General features: G+C 48.1%; 14 protein-coding genes. 3 read left to right on the forward strand and 11 right to left on the reverse strand.

Annotated elements, in window-relative coordinates; all coding sequences use genetic code 11:
- Positions 1–133 precede the first annotated feature (133 nt).
- The 7 genes from AC58PV_RS22895 to AC58PV_RS22925 all read right to left on the reverse strand — a co-directional run bounded on the left by AC58PV_RS22895 (position 134) and on the right by AC58PV_RS22925 (position 9,782).
- Positions 134–571 carry a hypothetical protein gene (locus AC58PV_RS22895; protein WP_497434764.1) on the reverse strand — a complete coding sequence of 146 codons (438 nt, stop codon included), beginning with the start codon at positions 569–571 and terminating at the stop codon, positions 134–136.
- A 31-nt stretch (positions 572–602) separates the two neighbouring features.
- Complete coding sequence (locus tag AC58PV_RS22900) at positions 603–1,628, reverse strand: DUF3231 family protein (RefSeq protein ID WP_497434766.1); 1,026 nt, start codon at positions 1,626–1,628, stop codon at positions 603–605.
- An 835-nt stretch (positions 1,629–2,463) separates the two neighbouring features.
- Positions 2,464–3,618 (reverse strand): N-acetylglucosamine-6-phosphate deacetylase, encoded by a 1,155-nt coding sequence (locus tag AC58PV_RS22905; RefSeq protein WP_497434767.1) that lies wholly within the window; start codon positions 3,616–3,618, stop codon positions 2,464–2,466.
- A gap of 362 nt (positions 3,619–3,980) precedes the next feature.
- Complete coding sequence (locus tag AC58PV_RS22910) at positions 3,981–5,006, reverse strand: Gfo/Idh/MocA family protein (RefSeq protein WP_497434768.1); 1,026 nt, start codon at positions 5,004–5,006, stop codon at positions 3,981–3,983.
- 31 nt (positions 5,007–5,037) lie between these two features.
- Positions 5,038–5,787, reverse strand: coding sequence for a 6-phosphogluconolactonase (locus AC58PV_RS22915; RefSeq protein WP_497434770.1), 750 nt, complete (start codon positions 5,785–5,787; stop codon positions 5,038–5,040).
- A gap of 211 nt (positions 5,788–5,998) precedes the next feature.
- Positions 5,999–9,601 (reverse strand): fibronectin type III domain-containing protein, encoded by a 3,603-nt coding sequence (locus tag AC58PV_RS22920; RefSeq protein ID WP_497434771.1) that lies wholly within the window; start codon positions 9,599–9,601, stop codon positions 5,999–6,001.
- 19 nt (positions 9,602–9,620) lie between these two features.
- The gene (locus AC58PV_RS22925; protein ID WP_497434772.1) at positions 9,621–9,782 is read right to left on the reverse strand and encodes a hypothetical protein; all 162 of its coding nucleotides are present in this window, start codon (positions 9,780–9,782) and stop codon (positions 9,621–9,623) included.
- Positions 9,783–10,031: 249 nt separating this feature from the next.
- Here AC58PV_RS22925 and AC58PV_RS22930 point away from each other — a divergent pair, with 249 nt between their 5' ends.
- From AC58PV_RS22930 to AC58PV_RS22940, 3 genes are read left to right on the forward strand one after another with little or no spacing between them, the layout of a single operon-like run.
- Positions 10,032–10,961 carry an ABC transporter permease gene (locus AC58PV_RS22930; RefSeq protein WP_497434773.1) on the forward strand — a complete coding sequence of 310 codons (930 nt, stop codon included), beginning with the start codon at positions 10,032–10,034 and terminating at the stop codon, positions 10,959–10,961.
- Between the two features lie 18 nt (positions 10,962–10,979).
- Positions 10,980–11,870 (forward strand): carbohydrate ABC transporter permease, encoded by an 891-nt coding sequence (locus AC58PV_RS22935; protein WP_497434774.1) that lies wholly within the window; start codon positions 10,980–10,982, stop codon positions 11,868–11,870.
- A 36-nt stretch (positions 11,871–11,906) separates the two neighbouring features.
- The gene (locus tag AC58PV_RS22940) at positions 11,907–13,526 is read left to right on the forward strand and encodes an extracellular solute-binding protein (protein ID WP_497434776.1); all 1,620 of its coding nucleotides are present in this window, start codon (positions 11,907–11,909) and stop codon (positions 13,524–13,526) included.
- On the opposite strand, the gene AC58PV_RS22945 is transcribed toward AC58PV_RS22940, so the two are convergent.
- The 4 genes from AC58PV_RS22945 to AC58PV_RS22960 all read right to left on the reverse strand — a co-directional run bounded on the left by AC58PV_RS22945 (position 13,523) and on the right by AC58PV_RS22960 (position 18,167).
- Positions 13,523–15,871, reverse strand: a complete 2,349-nt coding sequence (locus AC58PV_RS22945; protein ID WP_497434777.1) for a helix-turn-helix domain-containing protein — start codon at positions 15,869–15,871, stop codon at positions 13,523–13,525. The two genes, AC58PV_RS22940 and AC58PV_RS22945, sit on opposite strands and share 4 nt — an antisense overlap.
- Before the next feature lie 260 nt (positions 15,872–16,131).
- Complete coding sequence (locus AC58PV_RS22950) at positions 16,132–16,524, reverse strand: hypothetical protein (RefSeq protein WP_497434778.1); 393 nt, start codon at positions 16,522–16,524, stop codon at positions 16,132–16,134.
- Positions 16,525–16,608: 84 nt separating this feature from the next.
- On the reverse strand, positions 16,609–17,100 hold the full coding sequence (locus AC58PV_RS22955) for an NUDIX hydrolase (RefSeq protein WP_497434779.1): 492 nt from the start codon (positions 17,098–17,100) through the stop codon (positions 16,609–16,611).
- A gap of 200 nt (positions 17,101–17,300) precedes the next feature.
- Positions 17,301–18,167, reverse strand: a complete 867-nt coding sequence (locus AC58PV_RS22960) for a DMT family transporter (RefSeq protein WP_497434780.1) — start codon at positions 18,165–18,167, stop codon at positions 17,301–17,303.
- Between the last annotated feature and the right edge of the window lie 30 nt (positions 18,168–18,197).

The following is an 18,197-nucleotide window of genomic DNA, read 5'->3' on the forward strand; positions in this document are numbered from 1 at the left end:
TACTTTCACGTTATTTGGAACTTTGTTAACCATTCGGAACCGCCGTATGCGGACCCGCATGTACGGTGGTGTGAGAGGTCAGGGGCTAGCCGCTCCTATCTACTCGATTTTTCGGAATATCTCTAATTTTGAACTATTGTTCCCAGTTAGCGGAATGGTCAACCACCATTTTTCTGAGAAAAATGCCAACTCCTACACCAACAAAACAGAAGATTAATGTTAGCCACACTGGTCCTAATAAATAAGGGGAAAATATCAAGCCAGTAGTTGCAAAAAAAGCAGCAAATACAAAGGGAAGAAAAGAAAATGGTTTTTGTTCATTATCCGCATCACGGTAAGCGTCCCAAATTCCAAACATGTAAATGCAAGGGTAAAACATGAGCCACTGATAATCCGTCTCCGAAATTGCTCCTCCGATGTCCCCCATAAAACTACTTTGTATTACTTTATTTAAATGAGATTGGAGGTTGATTATTATTTCTAGTGTAATTAGTAAGATACCCTTAATATACTTTCTATTCAATAGTTGCCCAAAACCAGGAAATGCAATGCTCCACAAAAGCTTCTCCAACTTCTGTCCCCTAACCATTTGGCATCACGGTTTACACGGATAACAGAGCATTACGTTCTATCGCACCAGGCATCTTTTCCATCCATTTATTCTTTATCAAGAGTTCTGCACCGTCATCTGCAAATGTTCCTGTTTCTGCTGCAATCCGCAGGTATAAAGCCGATAAATCCCTTCTTGTGCTTGCTGCAAGAGCTGCTCCATAATTCCCTAAACCTAAGGTTGAAAGTAAGACTGTATGGTACAGCATAAGCTTCTCAGAAAATGGGGCTTCCGTAGAATTCGAAATATCTGTCTCCAAAGTCATAGGTGCTGGCAATTTGTCATCGCGTAATACAGAGCTGAATACTTCAATGTGCTTAGAAGATATATCTCTGCCGCGCAAAATATATTCGACAACTTCTTTTGTCTTTGCTACTTGAGAAAAACCTAGCATCAATGCTTGACCTACGCAGTTAGTCATTATGTTTAAAAATAACTGAGCAATTTCTGCACCATTAATGGGCCTACGGTCACCTAATAATCCATTTAACCAACCTTCCTTTTGTACAAACTCAACAGAATCAGGATACGGAATATATGGGCTTCTAGGAATTAAACCTTTAGATTGCAGCGTAGTTATTGCTTTTTCTTGCAACTCAGCTGCAGTCTTCAGATTATGATTAAAGAACGCGCGTATATCTTTTCTAGAACTGCTTGCTAAAGCCATGGAGTAAGTAGTTGTACCAGCGATGCCCATATTTCTTAAATAAAGTAGCATAAAACCATCAGAAAATAGTCTTGGGGCGTTAATGTTAACATCGTTATCAGTAAAGGCAATAGGAATAGGAAACTTTTCATTTTTAAATAGCGAATTTATAAATTCCATATGTTCCTCTGTCAATCCTAGTGCATACTCAACGATTGGTTTCACTTCCGCGTCTTCAACTTTATTCAGGAAGTATTTGAGCACGCAATTTGCCATACTATCGCTTAGATAACCTGTCCAAAGGGGGGTGAGTTCACCAGAAGTTAATCGGATATCATGTTCCTTTTCGACTATTTCTTTATTTTGGATCATTATGGTTGTCTCCTATCATGGTCATCCAGTTTATTTTTAGATTTCCAAGAGTTCGAGCTTATTATGTATTGTCAAACGCATGTTTACCAATTAGTTTTGCTTGATGGTTACCCGAATTAACCCATTACTTTAATGATAAAGGAACTACTGCCAGTCGTGTCTTATATTGATTTCATTGTTAGATATTTACTACTGGCTCCATACGCAGATGCTCTGACAGTTCAGGATATTGATCTTTGCGATTATCATAATATTCGCCTTCATCTCCTTGAACTCGAGCTCCAATTCTATTTGCAATAGTTATCATTAGAGCGATTACCAATGATCATTATGATCATTGCTGCAAATGCAGGCGGAACGAAGTTCGGTGCATATAAATAGCAGATGATATTCAATACTAGGATACCTAATAAAATAAATCGCAGCGTCCTTCTCCTAGCTACTAATTGTCCCCGCAATTACCCCCGTAATAAACTTGTCATATTTGTGATATTTAAAATATATTAGAACATCCGCTTTCCCCAACAACAACAGTATATGGGAGTCCTTCCTCATGTACTTCAGCCAGTTGGGTAAATTTGCGTGAGACTAATTCCTTACCTGGATTACACGAATCAACTCTGAATGTGCTCGTCCCATTGACCGTGACTTCTACTTCAAAGTTGATACATCGTATATTGAATGTACAAAGAAACCGCTCTTATCGTAAATGGTGGGTCGTGCTTCCATTTTACCCAAGAACGGGTTCTTTTTGTTTTACAAAACTGAAAAGAAGGTGCCCCTTGCCATTTTCATGGCTTATGGGACACCCTCATTTAAATGAACTTATCCTTCTTCATTCCGAACGATGATATGTCTTTCCATTCAGCACTGTTTCTCGAACATGCAGCTTTCTGCCGGAATCTGGGTAATCGAACAATGTCAGGTTAGCGGTCATCCCTTCGGCCAACCTGCCCAACCTGCTAAATCCCATTACGGTCGCGGGGCGGATAGTTGACGCTTCGATTGCCTCTTTAAGGCTGATACCCGCCAGTTGAATCGCTGCCGCAATTCCCCAGTCAAGAGATTGTGCCGAACCGGCCAAAATATAGGGATTCTCCGCCGTCGTCAGTCTGCCATTCGGATGCAGCTCGACTTGCGAGCCGATGTTGCTCTTGTAGCGTCCTGCAGGCATGCCGCCAAATTTCACACAGTCGCTGACGAAGATCGCTTTGTCGTGTTTAGCTCGAAACATAGTCTTTAATACGTTAGGGGCAAGATGATGCCCATCCGGTATGAAAGTCGCCCACAAACCATCGTTTGCCAATTGGTCCCAAATGTAGTTAGGATGACGTGGCAGCGTAGGATGTGAGCCATTCCCCAAATGCGTGGAGAGTACTGCACCTGCTTTGACAGCTGCTTCAATCTGCTCCGTCGTCGCCTTCGTATGCCCTAAGCTAACAACTACGCCTGATTCGGCCAATTTGCTGATAAATGGTATCGCGCCTTCTCGTTCAGGTGCAATTGTTACGAGACGGATCCGATTACCCGAAGCTGACTGCCATTCAGCAAATTCCGTCCAATCGGGATTACGGATATACGCCTTGTCATGGGCCCCACGCGGACCGTCTTCTTCGGACAAATAGGGGCCTTCGAGATGGATACCGGGGACGCAGCCTCCCACCTTTTCCGATGAATCGCAGGCTTCGGCTATGGCGGTTAATGCTTGCGTGATGCGCCCGGAGCTGCCGGTTATCACGGTCGGCAGGTAGGTTGTCACTCCCTTTGCTAACATAGCGTTCGTTATACCGACAACGTCCTCCGTAGTTGTCACTTCCCCATTGAAGTCAAACCCGTCGAAACCATTCACTTGCAAATCGATCCAACCGGGAGATATCCACGGAACCGTCTGCTCCTGCTCGTCAATTTCTCTCACAGACCGAATAAGGCTATCCTCTGCTGTAATTTCAACATACGTTCCCGTATCCGCAAGTCGCCCTTTCCATTTCAATGTCTATGCACCTCCCTTAAAATCTGCCATGGTGCTGCGTTCGAGCAATTTGGGCTGCAAGACAATATCGATCTCCATTTGCCCGCTTCTCATTAGTTCCATCAATTTACTCAGGTATTTTCACACCGCGGTCAGTAAGTTCATTCATAGCATTAAAAGCGGTCAATTCGTTGCAGGCAAAAACGGCCGGTAGATCGATCGCGATAACGTTAAGTCCCAACCTTATTAGCTTAGCCAAAAATGCACGGTTGAACGAGATCGACAACAGAATGAAGCCTTTCACCTGATTTTCAAATATAATCGTGCTATTGAGCGATAGCGTGAATCGTTACGCGCTTGCTCATGGAGAATCGCATGTTTCTTTAGTTGTAATAATCGATTTCTTTTATACTACACTCCCCTAAAGGCAGTGCTATCTCCGATTTCAGCTCATGAGAGCGGTATATGCCTTCCAGTACGGCAATGACATCTCTTGAATATTCCATCGAGCATTGGGGTTCGCGCCCCTCTTCGATACTTGCGAGCAACTCACGAAATTGCAGGACGAAAGGGGGCTCTACACACTGTACGGGGACTTGTTCATACACACCCTTGCGGCTGATCCACACACCTTGGCCTGGAACAACTTTCACCATCCCTTTCGTAAAAACAAGCTCAAGCTCGTTCCTCGGCACGCCGCCGTAACCCGACTGTACAATAGTTGAAGGAACGCCACCCTCATTCTCAAGAAAAATCACTCCGCTGCCCTCTACGTCGCCTACTGATCCGTAATGGCTGATCGAAGATCGGACCTTTACGATGGGGGCATTTCCGAACCACATGATCCGATCAACCGAATGGGAGCCCAGATTAAACAGGATACCTCCTCCCGAACGCTGCTTATCGAGAAACCAAGCAGGACGCTCCGCTGTGTAGTATGTGGTGTGACGCGTGTCATTCATCATGACAAGCTGCCCTAGTTGCTCGCTTTCGTCTATAATAAGTTTTTTCGCCAGCAAGTTCTCCGCGAGGAAATGCTGGGTATGGCCGACCATTAGTCGAACGTTGCTGCGCCGCACGGCATCCATGATTTCGCTGCATTCCTGCACATTTAGCGCCATTGGCTTCTCAAGCAGCACGTGACAACCCGCCTCGCCGCAAAAGACCGCTGCTTCCTTATGCAAATGATGCGGCAGCGTAATGACGACGATATCCGGCTTCTCCCTCATCACCATCTCGCGGTAATCCGTATACGCCGTAATGCCAGCCGCTTCGGATAGCAGTTCCGCCCGATCGAGCCGGATGTCCGCTACCGCGACAGGCTTCAATTGCTCCTGCAGCTCACGCATCGCCTTCAAATGCCCTTCTGCATTATGCCCGGCTCCTATGACCGCTATTTTATATATCATTAGGCTCACCTTCCCACGTTGGTCCAAACTTTTATACGTGATTTAACAGTCCGGCGTCCACCGCCGAGGCAGATTCCCGATCGAGATAAAGCGTCCACTGCGGATGGGTTTTCAAAATTGTGGAAGGAATATCATTCGTCAACTCATTTTCCAGCGTAAGCTTAATCGCGTTCGCTTTTACCCGATGCGGTACGCAAGAGATAATGACGGCGCTTTTCAAAATTTGCCGGATGCTCATCGTAATGGCCTGCTTCGGCACATCTTCCTTCGAAAGGAACCATCCCTCTCCCACCTGCTGCTGTTTGCAAGATTCGGCAAGATTGACGACTAGATACGGCTCCTCGGTATCGAAATCGGCCGGTGGATCGTTAAAGGCGACGTGCGCATTTTCCCCGATGCCAATTAAGGCTAGGTCGACCGGCGCTTCATTCAAGCGCGCGTTCAATTCCTCGATGTTGCGGCGAATATCGCCCTCACCGTTCACCAATGCATAGCGCTCGACAGCGACATGGGCCAGGAACCGCTCCTTCAAATATTTGCGGAAGCTAGCTGGATGCGTCTCCGGCAAATCGACGTATTCATCCAAGTGAAACATCTCGACCTTCCCCCAATCCAAATCCGCTTCCACAAAATATTTGAAAAAATCGAGCTGCGACGCTCCCGTGGACAGCGTAAGCCGGGCTATGCCGCGCTCTTGGATCGCCGTACGCAGTACTTCCGCTGCATGTATAGCTGCCGTTTTGCCCAATTCATCTGAAGTATTAAGCACGATTACTTCCATTTCGAATAGCCTCCCTTAATATTTCCCATGGTTGATTAACATTGTTTAAAGTTGTAACTGATCACCAAATCGAAAAGATGCGTGGACTTATGAACCAGCAGGCCTCCACTGTTGCTCATACGGCGAAGCTATCTGCGGAATTAAAGCAACATCCTCTTCCTTCCATTTTAATACCCCGCACCGCTGAATGCGGTGCGGGAGCTTTAACGATTTAATTTCTAGTCACATTGAAATTATCAAAATACACATTGCCCGCCGACCGCTGATTGTAGACACGGAAGGCGCTAATCTTGGGACTCGCAGCCGTATACGATTCTTGGGCTTGCTGCGTCAGCGTGCCGTTCTGTGACCCCGTGCGGAACGTTACGGTATTCGTCGAGAAATCCAAATCGATCGTCACCGTATACCAAGTGTTCAATTGAAAACTTGGAATCAGATTGCGATAAGTACTGCTCGTGCCTAGCCGGTATTTCAGACCGTTCGCTGCATCCGTCTGAATCTCCAAGAAGTTCGAGCCGGTATAAAGTAGAATCTTGTCTCCATTGTAATTCGCTTCGCGCATATAGTCGAAGCTGAAATGCGCGGTCGGTCCCTCGGCCATGAAGTCGTAGACGAAGTTGCCTGCTGCTCCGTTCGGGACGCTCAAGCTGCGGTTCGCACTGCTCGGCACCGCTGCGATCAGCCATGATGCCGGCCATGCCGTAGGATAGGCAGAATACGGCTGCCCTACCGTGCCGTCGTTAAAATCAACGACCAGATCCGAGGACTGTCCGCCGACGGTCACTTGTACAGGAGTCGATGACGGCGATTCACCCTCCGCATTGATTGCAGTGATCTTGTAGTAATACGTCGTGTCTGAAAGCAGACCCTTATTCCGGTAAGATGTGTCCGTGATCGCTCCGACATCCAGCTTCCTGTACGGTCCGTCCAGGCTCTCTGCCCGGTAGATCGCGTAAGCGTCAGCTCCGCTTACCGCATTCCAACTGAGCGCGACTTCATTCCTTCTCGCTGTGCCGATGATACCGGACGGTTCAGCCGGCCCGTTCCAGGATGTCACGTTGTCGAAGTACACGTTACCGCTCGAGCGCTGGTTGTAGACGCGGATGGCGCTGATTTTGGAGCTTGCTCCCGTATATGATTCCTGTGCCCGTACTGTCAGCGGTTCGCCCTTTTGCCCCGTGCGGAACGTTACGGTATTCGTCGAGAAATCCAAATCGATCGCCACCGTATACCAGTTGTTCAATTGGAAGCCTGGAATCAGATTGCGGTACTCGGACGTCGTCCCTAGTCGATAGCGCAATCCATAGACGGAATCGGACACCGTCTCCAGGAAGTTCGTCCCTGTATAGAACAAGAGCTTATCCAGATCAGAGTTCGCCTCCCGCATGTAATCGAACTCGAGATGCGAGGTCGTGCCGGTCGATGTGAAATCGTACGTGAACGTCCCGATTGCATTAGGCTCAACGCTGAGGCTCTTGTCGGACGGGCTAGGCGTAGGCGATACTGTCCACGCCGTCGGCCATTCGGCCGGCGCGTAATAAGGCGATCCGTTCGTTCCGTCGTTGAAATCGACGGTGATCGGCTGAAGCGGCGCTTTCGTCGTGGCGGCTGCATGCAGCGATAAAGCGGATTCTCCGCTAGATGTAACAGCCGTCACTTTGTACGCATATTCGGTTTCGGCAGTCAATCCGTTGTTAATGAATGCCGGAGCCGTCTGCGCCGTTGTCGTCAGCTTCGTGTACGCACCGTTGACGCCAGCTGCCCGGTAGACGTGATACCCGGCTGCACCAGCCACGGGTGTCCACGCCAGTCGAATCGAATCCCGGTCCAACGCCTGAGCCTGCAAATCGCTAGGAGCCCCGCTAACAACAGCCTTCGGCACTGTCGGAACGACGCCTTCCGGGAAAGTGCCTATCGTCAATTCGTTCAGGTATTTCTCCAAATTCGTATACCCGTCGCCGGTAAAATCGGCTTTCCCATCGAGAGCGCTGTTCGGATTCAAACCGTGCTCCAGCTCCCACACATCCGGCATCCCGTCGCCGTCCGTGTCTGCAGGCACTTCGGTCGTTTGCAGCACCGGCCATTGCAGCGTGACTTTCGTCGCATGCTTGCCATCCAGGGTAGCTTGCTCCTCAGCCGTTACGTTAGTCTTCGTGTAGATGACGCTCCCTGTCCCGTTGATAACGTCGTTCACGAGAGTGCGGTCGACTTCATCCCGCTTGAGGCTGGCTCCGGCGTAATTCAGCACCTTCTCGTAAGCGACGTCAGGACTGTCCTGCGGTGACGGATTCGGCATCGCGAACGGCGTGCTGACGAACATCTGCGGGTTTTTGTAGATGCCATTGAAATTGTTCGGGTGGCTGCTGGCGGACAAACTGCCGTCCCGACGAACACTCTTGTTGCCGGTGAGCGCGATATTGGAGCTATACGGTGGACTCGCATCCACCACATCTGTCTCTGCCATCCGGTCTTCAATCAAGGTGCTGATCCCGGCCTTGTAGTAATTGTTGACCATGTTGCCCCGATCGTTCTGGCCGTACATGCTCTTGTAGCCCCAGTCGTAAATCACATTGTTGCGCACGTCCATCGATTTGCCCGAAAACCGTGGATTGCGGCTGTCGTTGTGGGCGAGCAAATTGTAGTAAAAGGTGGCATTGTCACCGCCCCAAATGCCTCCATAACCGTGAAACCCTTTACCTTCCACGTTCGATTTCACGATTGTTGGGCCAATCGTACTGTATTGCAGTGTGAAGTCAACATTCTGATAAAAAGAAAACGACTCATCGCTTCCCCAACTTGCCGAAATATGGTCGAAGATGAGCTGCGCGCGATGACGACCTGTGGTGCCGTCCATATCGACGCCTGCTCCGTCTCCTGTACGGAAGCGAATATAGCGCACTATCAGATTATCACCTTGGAACACAACGGTATGCTTCTTGAAGGTAATGCCGTCCCCAGGCGCGCTTTGCCCGGCAATTGTTAAATTGGAGGCCGTTACGTACAGCATCGATTCCAGCTCGATCGTCCCGGACACCTTGAACAGAATCGTCCTGTTGCTCTCGCTGACCGCATCGCGGAACGAGCCGGGTCCGGAATCGTTTAAATTCGTGACGTAGTACACGTCTGTTCCGCGCCCGCCTGTTGCGAATTTACCGCCGCCTTCAGCTCCGGGGAAAGCGGGAATCGTGCCGGGGACTACGCTTGGCGGCAGCGGAGGGGGATCCAGCGGTGTACCGACGGCAGGACCGACGAGGACCGAATACATCCGGCCGAATCCGATATGCCCCGTGGCTTGGTTCCCACCGAGGGCGACAGTTCCGGCCTTGTAGGTGCGCGAATAGACGCGATAGATGTTCGTCTCCGTTACGTTACCGTCCACATCCTTGATTTGGGTTTCCATCGTATTCCCCGTAAACGTCCAACCGTATTGTGGAGTTAGCCAGTAATCGGCGTTGAACGGATCCGTTGAAGCGTTACTAGCGTGCATGGCCACATAAATCGTCGCATCCTCGTCAATCTCGAAAGTGAGGAAAGGATTGGTCGGTTCGTTCTTATGGTCCGTTCCCCCACTCGTTTGGATAAACGACAAGCCGGCATAGGGACCGATGTTGGAAAAAGTCGTAGAGGGATCGTTGACGTACATGGGCTTTCCAGTTTGCAAGTCGTCATATACAGCGTAGGTAACTGGATCATACCACAGGTCGTTTTGCGTAAGATTGCTGATGCCACTCGACGAAGCTCGTACCGGTAAAGCGGGCAACAGATGCATCGTAAACAGGAGTGTAAGCAGTAAAGAAATCGTCTTCTTCCTCATCTTGTTCCTCCTCTTATTTTTAAGCCAATCTGAAGCTCAACTCATTCTTCTCTCCCGAGTTCCATCCAACCACCTCCTTTTCATCAGCAGGAGCCATGTTGTAATCGCTTTCTTTCTGTGGTGAGCTTCTGCCCCCTTCCTGTCGATCATACCCCTGTTCACCCGTACGAACCACTTCCATCTGCTGCGGGCACCGTACAATTTTTTAGAAAAAGAGAGATTCCCTTACGTAATCTAATCAAAAGTACCCCTCTTATGAGATGTACCTTGTGCACTTGTAGGGAGCTTCGTAATATGACGGTAAGCGCTGATGGAAACGCTGCCATAATCCGAAACGGCATGGCGGCCTCCCGTACAATAAGCTTATCATCATGCAAAATGAAAGGAGTTGAAGCAAGTGAATCATGTTGCGCCCCTTGTTAAAGATCCGGTGAAAAGACGGAGCAACTGGGCATCTGCGTTCAAGAAAGGGTGGGCGCGCTCGAAATATCTTCATTTATTGGCTTTGCCGGGGGTTCTGTATTATCTGATTTTCAATTATGTTCCGATGTATGGCATCTTGATCGCGTTTCAAGATTTTCAGCCGATGAAAGGGGTATGGGGCAGTACTTGGGTAGGTTTCGATCAATTCAAAGCGTTTTTCCAGCATATGTACTTTTGGCGGGTCATCCGCAATACGTTGCTGCTCAGCTTTCTCGAATTATTGTTCGTTTTCCCGTTGCAGATCCTGTTCGCCATCTTCCTGAACGAGATCCGAAGCCGCTTCTATAAGCGATTCGTGCAGACGGTGAGCTATTTGCCGCATTTCATTTCGCTGCCGGCGATCGTCGGGATGCTGTTCATGTTCCTCTCGCCCCAGGACGGCCCGTTCAATATGCTGCTCGTCAAAGTGTTCCATATGGAACCGATCAATTTCATGGGTGTGTCGGAATGGTTCCGGCCGTTGTACATTCTGTCCGATATTTGGACGACGCTCGGGTGGGGCGCGATCATCTACCTCGCCGCCTTGACGAACGTCAACCCGGATATGTATGAGTCCGCCTCGCTGGACGGGGCAAGTCGCGTGAAAATGATCTGGCACATTACCTTGCCAGCGATCCAGCCTACGATCATGATCATGCTGCTGCTCCAGATCGGCAAAATGATGTCGCTCGGCGCGGACAAGGTCCTGCTCATGCAGTCCCCCGTCACCTACGAAGTATCGGATGTGATCAGCACGTTCGTATACCGTCGAGGCCTCGAGTTCGGCGAATACAGCTTCGCCACGGCGGTTGGATTTTTCAACTCCGTGATTAACATTTTTCTACTGCTAAGCGCCAACTGGTTCGTGAAGAAGACGACCGACAACAGCTTATTCTAAACCGAAGGAGGTGATTCTATGATTCGAGATCATTCGTTATCGTCCAAAATGTTGGACATTGTCGTGCATGTCGTCATGATTGTGATCCTGATCGTGACCATTTACCCGGTGCTCTATGTCTTGTCCGCATCGCTCAGCAGTCCGACCGCTTACAACCTTGGCAAAGTGACGATTTTCCCGGTGGATGTTACACTAAAAGCATATCGTCTCATCTGGGAAGCCAAAACTGTTCCTCTCTCTTTCCTGAATTCGGTCGTCTATACGACGCTCGGTACAGCGATCAGCATGCTGCTCACGACCTCGCTTGCTTACGCCATTTCGCGGAAAAAGCTGACGCTGCGCCGCTTCTACATGGTGTTCATACTCATTACAATGTATTTTAATGGCGGCATGATTACCAACTTTATACTCGTGAAAAACTTGGGAATGTATAACACACTCTGGGCCATTATCCTGCCTACGGCCGTATCCACGTATTATCTAATCATCATGCGGTCTTACTTCCAAGCGATTCCTGAAGAATTAAATGAATCCGCTTACTTGGACGGGGCCAACGATCTTGTCATTTTCATACGGATTACACTACCTTTATCGATGGCGGCGATGGTTACCATTGGTCTCTTCTACGCCGTGAACTATTGGAACGCCTGGTTCTCCTCGCTGCTATACTTGAAAGATACAGATAAATACCCGCTGCAGATGGTTTTGCGACAGATCATCATCCGCTCGGAGTTGCTCATGCAATCCATTAAGGCAGGCGAAGCATCGGCCAGCGAGATGGCTTCTACTGACGTAACGTCGATCAAATACGCCACATTGTTCGTGTCCATCGGCCCGATGATGATTCTATATCCATTTATTCAGAAATATTTTGTCAAGGGCGTCATGATTGGTTCGTTAAAAGGTTGATTTTGCGAAGAATACGAAACCAAGGGGGAATTTCACATGTTAAAAAAACCGTTTACACTCGTGGTAGCCATCATCCTGCCTCTCACACTTGTCGTCGGCTGCACCAAGAGCAGCGACGCACCGTCCGCCTCGCCAACTGCAGCATCTTCCGCATCCACTGGCAAATACGATAAGGAACTGACGATTACCGTGTCTAGAGCGATATTGGATGCCTCGACGGTTAAGGATACTTTGGAAGCGAAAATGTTGAAAGAGAAATTTAACCTTGTATTCAAGACAGAGGACTACAGCCGCAACGACTGGGCGACCAAGACAACCTTGCTGTTCTCCACGGGAGACGGCCCGGAGTTCGTCCCCTACTCCCGCGATCAATGGAAATCGATCGAATGGATGTCAGCGGGCTACTTGCGCCCGTTTGAATTGGATGAAATCAAGCAAAAATTGCCGAATTACCTGAAAATTTGGAGTGACGAAGAATGGGATACTGTGCTCAAGTCGACGCGCTTCTCCGATGGCAAACTGTACTTCTTACCGAATAAGCGGACGATACCGGTACAGACGGCATGGCAATATCGCAAGGATCTTTTTGACAAATATAGTTTGAAATTCCCGAAAACGCCGGATGAAATGATTGACACGCTTAAAACGATCAAGGACAAAACAGGCCTTATTCCGTTCGTGGTGCCAGGAAACTCGTCGTCGCCGCTGTGGGCCGTCAGTACGTTCTTCCAAATGTTCGGATTTCCCGACCTGCTGCTCACTTGGAACTCCTACGTGGACCCGGCCACCAAACAGTTCTATGCTTACCCGCTTGCTAGCGACCAAAGCCGCAATATTCTTGTATTCCTGAACAAAATGTATAAAAACGGCTTGCTCATGAAAGATTTCGCCACAGCCACAGCCGACCAGACCAACAAGCTGATCGCGCAAGGCAATCACGTCATTGCGCAAACGATCAACGATCCTTCCTTTATGGACGGACAGCAAAAAGCTGCCGCTCCCGACGCCAAATGGGCGTGGGTCGACAATTACGACCATCCGTCCAACGACCCGAACAAGACGATTTACAAGAAAGAATCGTACTATTCGTTCTGGGGACCGGCGATCAAGAAAGGCACAAGCCAGGAGAAGGTCGACCGCCTGCTTGATTACTTGAACTGGGCCGTCTCGGATGAAGGCCAGCTCTGGTACACGTATGGCAAGGAAGGCGTTACGTACGAGAAGAAGGACGGCGTTCCTGCGTTCCTACCGACAATGAGCACGCCAATTCAAGTGCAGGGAGACAAGCTGGCGAACTACGGCATCAATGTCGGGGTGATCGGATTAGGCGGCTTCATTACACCTTACAAAACTTTTGACCAAACCTTCAACAAAGCGAAGCTGGAGATGAGCACGGTTATCCCGGCCAAGCCTAAATACTACGGACCTATCGAGCCGATCCTGCAATTAAGCGACGCCGATCGCAAGAAACTGGTTGGGCTTGAAACGACATTGAACGGCGTGCGCGACGAGTACTGGCTGAAATTCATTATGGGAGCGCTCGACCCGTCCAACGATGGGGATTGGAAAAAATTCATGGATGCCGCGAACAAGGCCGGCCTGCCGGAAGTCATGAAGCTGCGGACGGACGCTTACAACAAAGCGAATAACGGTTAAGCTTGCATGTCCTTATAGGACGATGGGGACACGCCCATCGTCCTTTTGAACGCTCGGCGGAACGAATGCGTGCTGTTGTAACCTGCCTGCACCGCGATATTGTCAATCGACAACGAACCTTGTGCAATCAATCGGCAGGCAAGTGAAATGCGGAGCTGTTCCAGATACGAACTGAACGTTTCCCCGGATTGCTCTTTGAAAAACTGCGACAAGTATGATTCAGATAAATTAAAATGAGAAGCAATCGCGTATAAGCTGATGTTCGGATCTTGAAAATGATCGTTGATATACGCCACGATGTTGTCCTGGAGATGCGTGTTTCGGCTCTTCTTGTTTCTCTCGTTCGAGCTGCAAAGGTGATGGAATTGAAGAAAGATGTCTCGCAGGCCCGGCTCGGCGCCGGAGATGTCCAGCGTGAAATCAGCGTCAGTTTCCTCCAGGAGAACGACTTGATGTCCAATCTCCTCCTTTAGCTTAAGCTCCGTCGCCTGTAGCTCGCTGAACAGATGCTGCTTCATGCCGGCAGACAACGTCCGGATCAAGAAGTTCTCGTTATACAGATGCTGCAAAATATGCGTGAGCTCCGTGGCGTTCCCCGCCTTAATGACATTCATGAGGCGGATCTCCACTTCTGTCGGGTAATAATAACCGGTCTGCTCTTTGGCCATCCGGGCATACCATCCAATCGCTGACTTTCCGCTGTCTGCCGCATGGCTGTCCGTGACGGCCAGCTTCGCTTCCTGGTATGAATAGTGCACATCGAGCAGATCTTCATAGATGCTGCCGACGCCAATCATAGGGACGATGACATACCGTTCCTTAATGTCCTGGTTAATTTGGAGGAACAGGTCGTCTAATTCGCTAACAAACGCCTTCTTTTCCATCGCATCCGATCGAATCAAAATCGCGAGTTCATTCTCATGCATCGTGTGAATGTAGCCTCTCTCCTGGAGGTGATCACGAATGGTTCCCTCTATCACAGCCCGGAGGATATTCAATTCTTCTAGACTCTCTGCACCAAGCACTTCGTTATGCTTGTAGATATGGAGTACCGCAATGACAAAGCCTCTCCCGTGCATCTCGAGACCTGCATGAACCAACATCGCATGCATTTGCGCACGGTCTTCAAACTCACCTTTGAACAGACGCTCGATGAACACGTTTTTGAGCGTCTCTGCCTGTCGCTGCAGCATTTGCTGAAGCGACTGATTGTTATCGATTAGCCGGGTAATGCTCGTCTGTAAATAATCGACCTCATTCGGGCGTTCGGACGGCTCCGACTTGCTGCCGAGCGGGTCGTTGCCCCAAAACGCTTTGAGGACTTTGACAATATCTTTCCACGGCTTGGAGTGCCGATTGGCCATCCACAAAGAAATGATCGTGCCAACGACGAGCGTAGCTGCAGCAACAGACAGAGCAATCGTGCGGATGTAATTGACCTTGCCCATCACTTGTTCAATCGGCAAGGAAACGACGTAGGTCAAGTTGTTGTAAGCCGAACGCGTGTAGACGAAGAGGTGATCTTCTCCCTCTATTGCCGCATGCATATAGCCGTGCTGCTCGGTCGCACTGCGGATTTTCGCCGGAATTGGAATGTCCGCACTTGCGGTTACGACTTCACCCTTGTCATTCAAAATGGCAAACGTCTGACCTTCCGTCTCAACTGCTCCTTCTGTTTCGTCGATTCCGACAAGCTTCATAATATCCTTGTCCTCCATCGCGAATACGACCACAGCTTGGATCTCCTGGTTCGTGCCAAGCGGTAGGGATGTCATGTAGGTAATGCCTGATGTCTCTTTCCCGCTCACCCATACGTTCCGCGAAGGGAGCATGTCGCGCAAGTGCGGCTTATCGAACAACAATGAATGCCACTCCTCGTACGACATACCTTGATAATGAAACTCGTCTTCATAAAATGTCTTTGACGAGTCGGTCATCTGGACTTTGGAGAACACAAGGTCGCTATTTTTCAGCACCACGAAGAAGGTATTCGTGAATGCGCTTCCAGTTATGGCCGACGAATGAAAATCTTTATAATAATTCCAAATGTCAAAGAGCTCCGGAGAGTTGCCAAGCGGCTTGTGCAAATAAAACAGCCCCATCAAGCGTGAATCATAGGACAGTTTAATCGCCGCTTCGTCCATATCCCTCCACTGTTTGTCGAGCAAATCCCGTGCTTGTTCCAGCACATTCAGCTTGGCTTCGCGGGACTGCGTCTCTACGATTTGAACCGCTTCATAGTAGGTAAAGCTCGACAGCACGATCGGGATGATCAACATGAATAAGAAAGAAATCATAAAACGTTTGAACACATGGTTTGTACTGGACTTCCCACGCAAGAGCATCCGAACCACCTCAGTGATATGCAGTATTATCGGGTTATTTTAACACAATTCACGAGAGGAGAGTATCTTCTTTTGTGATATTAACATTGTGGAGCTGTTCACAATCTCCTGCTACAGTAAAGGCAACTATTATCACGTCTACAAGAAAAAAGCGCATTCGTTCGAATTGCTCAATCTCTTCAAATCATTATGTGTTATTGCGATACAACGGCGGACAAAAAGAAACCACGATACGATAGTTAGTCGCAAGGTGGTTGAAATCAGCCAATAAGATCGTATAACTCGTTTAATCGATTGTGAAATTCCTCTAGCTCGCCTGATGTAAACTCATATTGAAATTCATCCTTATCTGTTAATATTAAATTTTTGCTAGAAATATGACCAGACCAAATAGTTCCTTCCATCCAATCAGTCCAATTTAAATAATTAGACTGATATCCTACAAAAGTAATAGTTATTTGTTCGTCTTCTTGTACGGCTGTGAATGGATGTGAACTATTTGATATATTAGGTACTGAAGTAATTATCTCTGTTACCTCTCTGACTACTTCAGATATAGCTAGCGTACCTTCTAATACTCCATTTTGTTTAATAAATTCGATCGAATATATCTTTTCGGGAAGGAAAAGCATATATAACTTATAATCCTTCATGCATGCTTTCTCCTCAATCGGTCTAGTATTTGCCAACCTGGCTTGTCAAGAGTTGTAGTTTTAACTCCGTAACAAGATTTACAATCAAACCTTCAGCTCAAGTAATTTTAAGTAAAACATTATCCCTGCTCTGTCTACATGCGAAAATTCCAAAGGATTCTCAACCATCATACTTCGTAATTCGTCTACTGAAATCCATCTTGGGTTCTTAGTATCATCACCTGAAGATACTAACTCTCCTTGCACCTTGCAACGGAAATAAACTCCAACTGAATCGAAAGGACCTTTTATTGTTTGATAAGCTCCAAACGGTCTAATACATTCCACTTGGAAATCTGGGTCGACACCTGTTGTATAAACCCGTGTATCCTCACCTTCAATTTCAACTACATCCAGTCCAGTCTCTTCCTTAACTTCCCTTATTAGAGCTTGTGTTAATGATTCATATTGCTCAATTCTGCCACCAGGAAGCTCAATTTTTTTCGCTTCTCCTGCTTTATCCCTTGTCTGTACTACTATTTCTAATTTTCCGTTTACGATTCTTTCAATTATGGCACGAGAATTTACTAAAAACATTTGTAACAACTCCGTTTTCCACCATCATAATTATCCAAAAATGGTTTTATTAAAACAAATTATTCTACATGAACTTCAAACTCTCCTGTCAACTAGCTTAATGACAAATAACAGTTCCAATTTATTGTTTATATAAGTAACGTTTTTCTCCAGGAAAATTTCAAACAATATCGTTTTCGCCGAGTCTGCGTAATCCATCTTTATATGGAAGAAAAACGTTTGGCAAACGTCACGCACATGACAACGCCAATGTTGACAATAAAGACAGGCCAGCCGATGGATTCGCCCAATACAAGACCCGAGAGTATCAGGCCGAAAAACGGCTGGAGGAGTTGCAATTGTCCAACTGCTGCTATGCCTCCCTGAGCAAGACCTCGATACCAAAACACAAAGCCAATAAACATGCTGAATAATGAGACATAAGCAAGGCTTATATAGGATGACACCTTGATACTTTCCCATGACGCAGGCAAGTAATAAAGCGTGAGCACCAGCATTAAGGGAAGCGAAATGAGAAGCGCCCAAGAGATCACTTGCCATCCGCCAAGTCTACGTGAGAGACGTGCACCTTCCGCATACCCGTATCCGCATACAATAATCGATGCCAGCATGAGTCCATCACCGACTGGCGAAGATGTAGCTCCATTTGCTAAAGCAAACCCTGCTACGAGGCAGCTCCCTAATGCGGATAATACCCAAAAAATCGGTTTAGGGCGTTCTCCCCCGCGCAATACCCCGAAGATAGCTGTCGAGAGTGGTAAAAGACCAATATAGACAATTGCATGGACGGAAGTGACATATTGAAGGGCTACGCCTGTCAGCAGCGGAAATCCCACGACAACACAAAGCGCTACTAAGGCTAGTGGAATGATTTCACTTCGAACAGGTCGTTGCTGCCTGAAAATAAGAAGCAATCCACCAGCTAATACTCCAGCGATTGCCGCGCGACATACCGTGAGAAACAACGGATCAAAATCCGCAACGGCCAATCGTGTAGCTGGTAGGGAGCCACTAAAAAAAAGAACACCTATACATCCATTGATCCAACCACTTCTTGTTTTGTTCAATCTGTCCACCCCGCGTTTACTTTTGCATGA

The organism is Paenibacillus sp. J22FR83, from assembly GCF_059691955.1.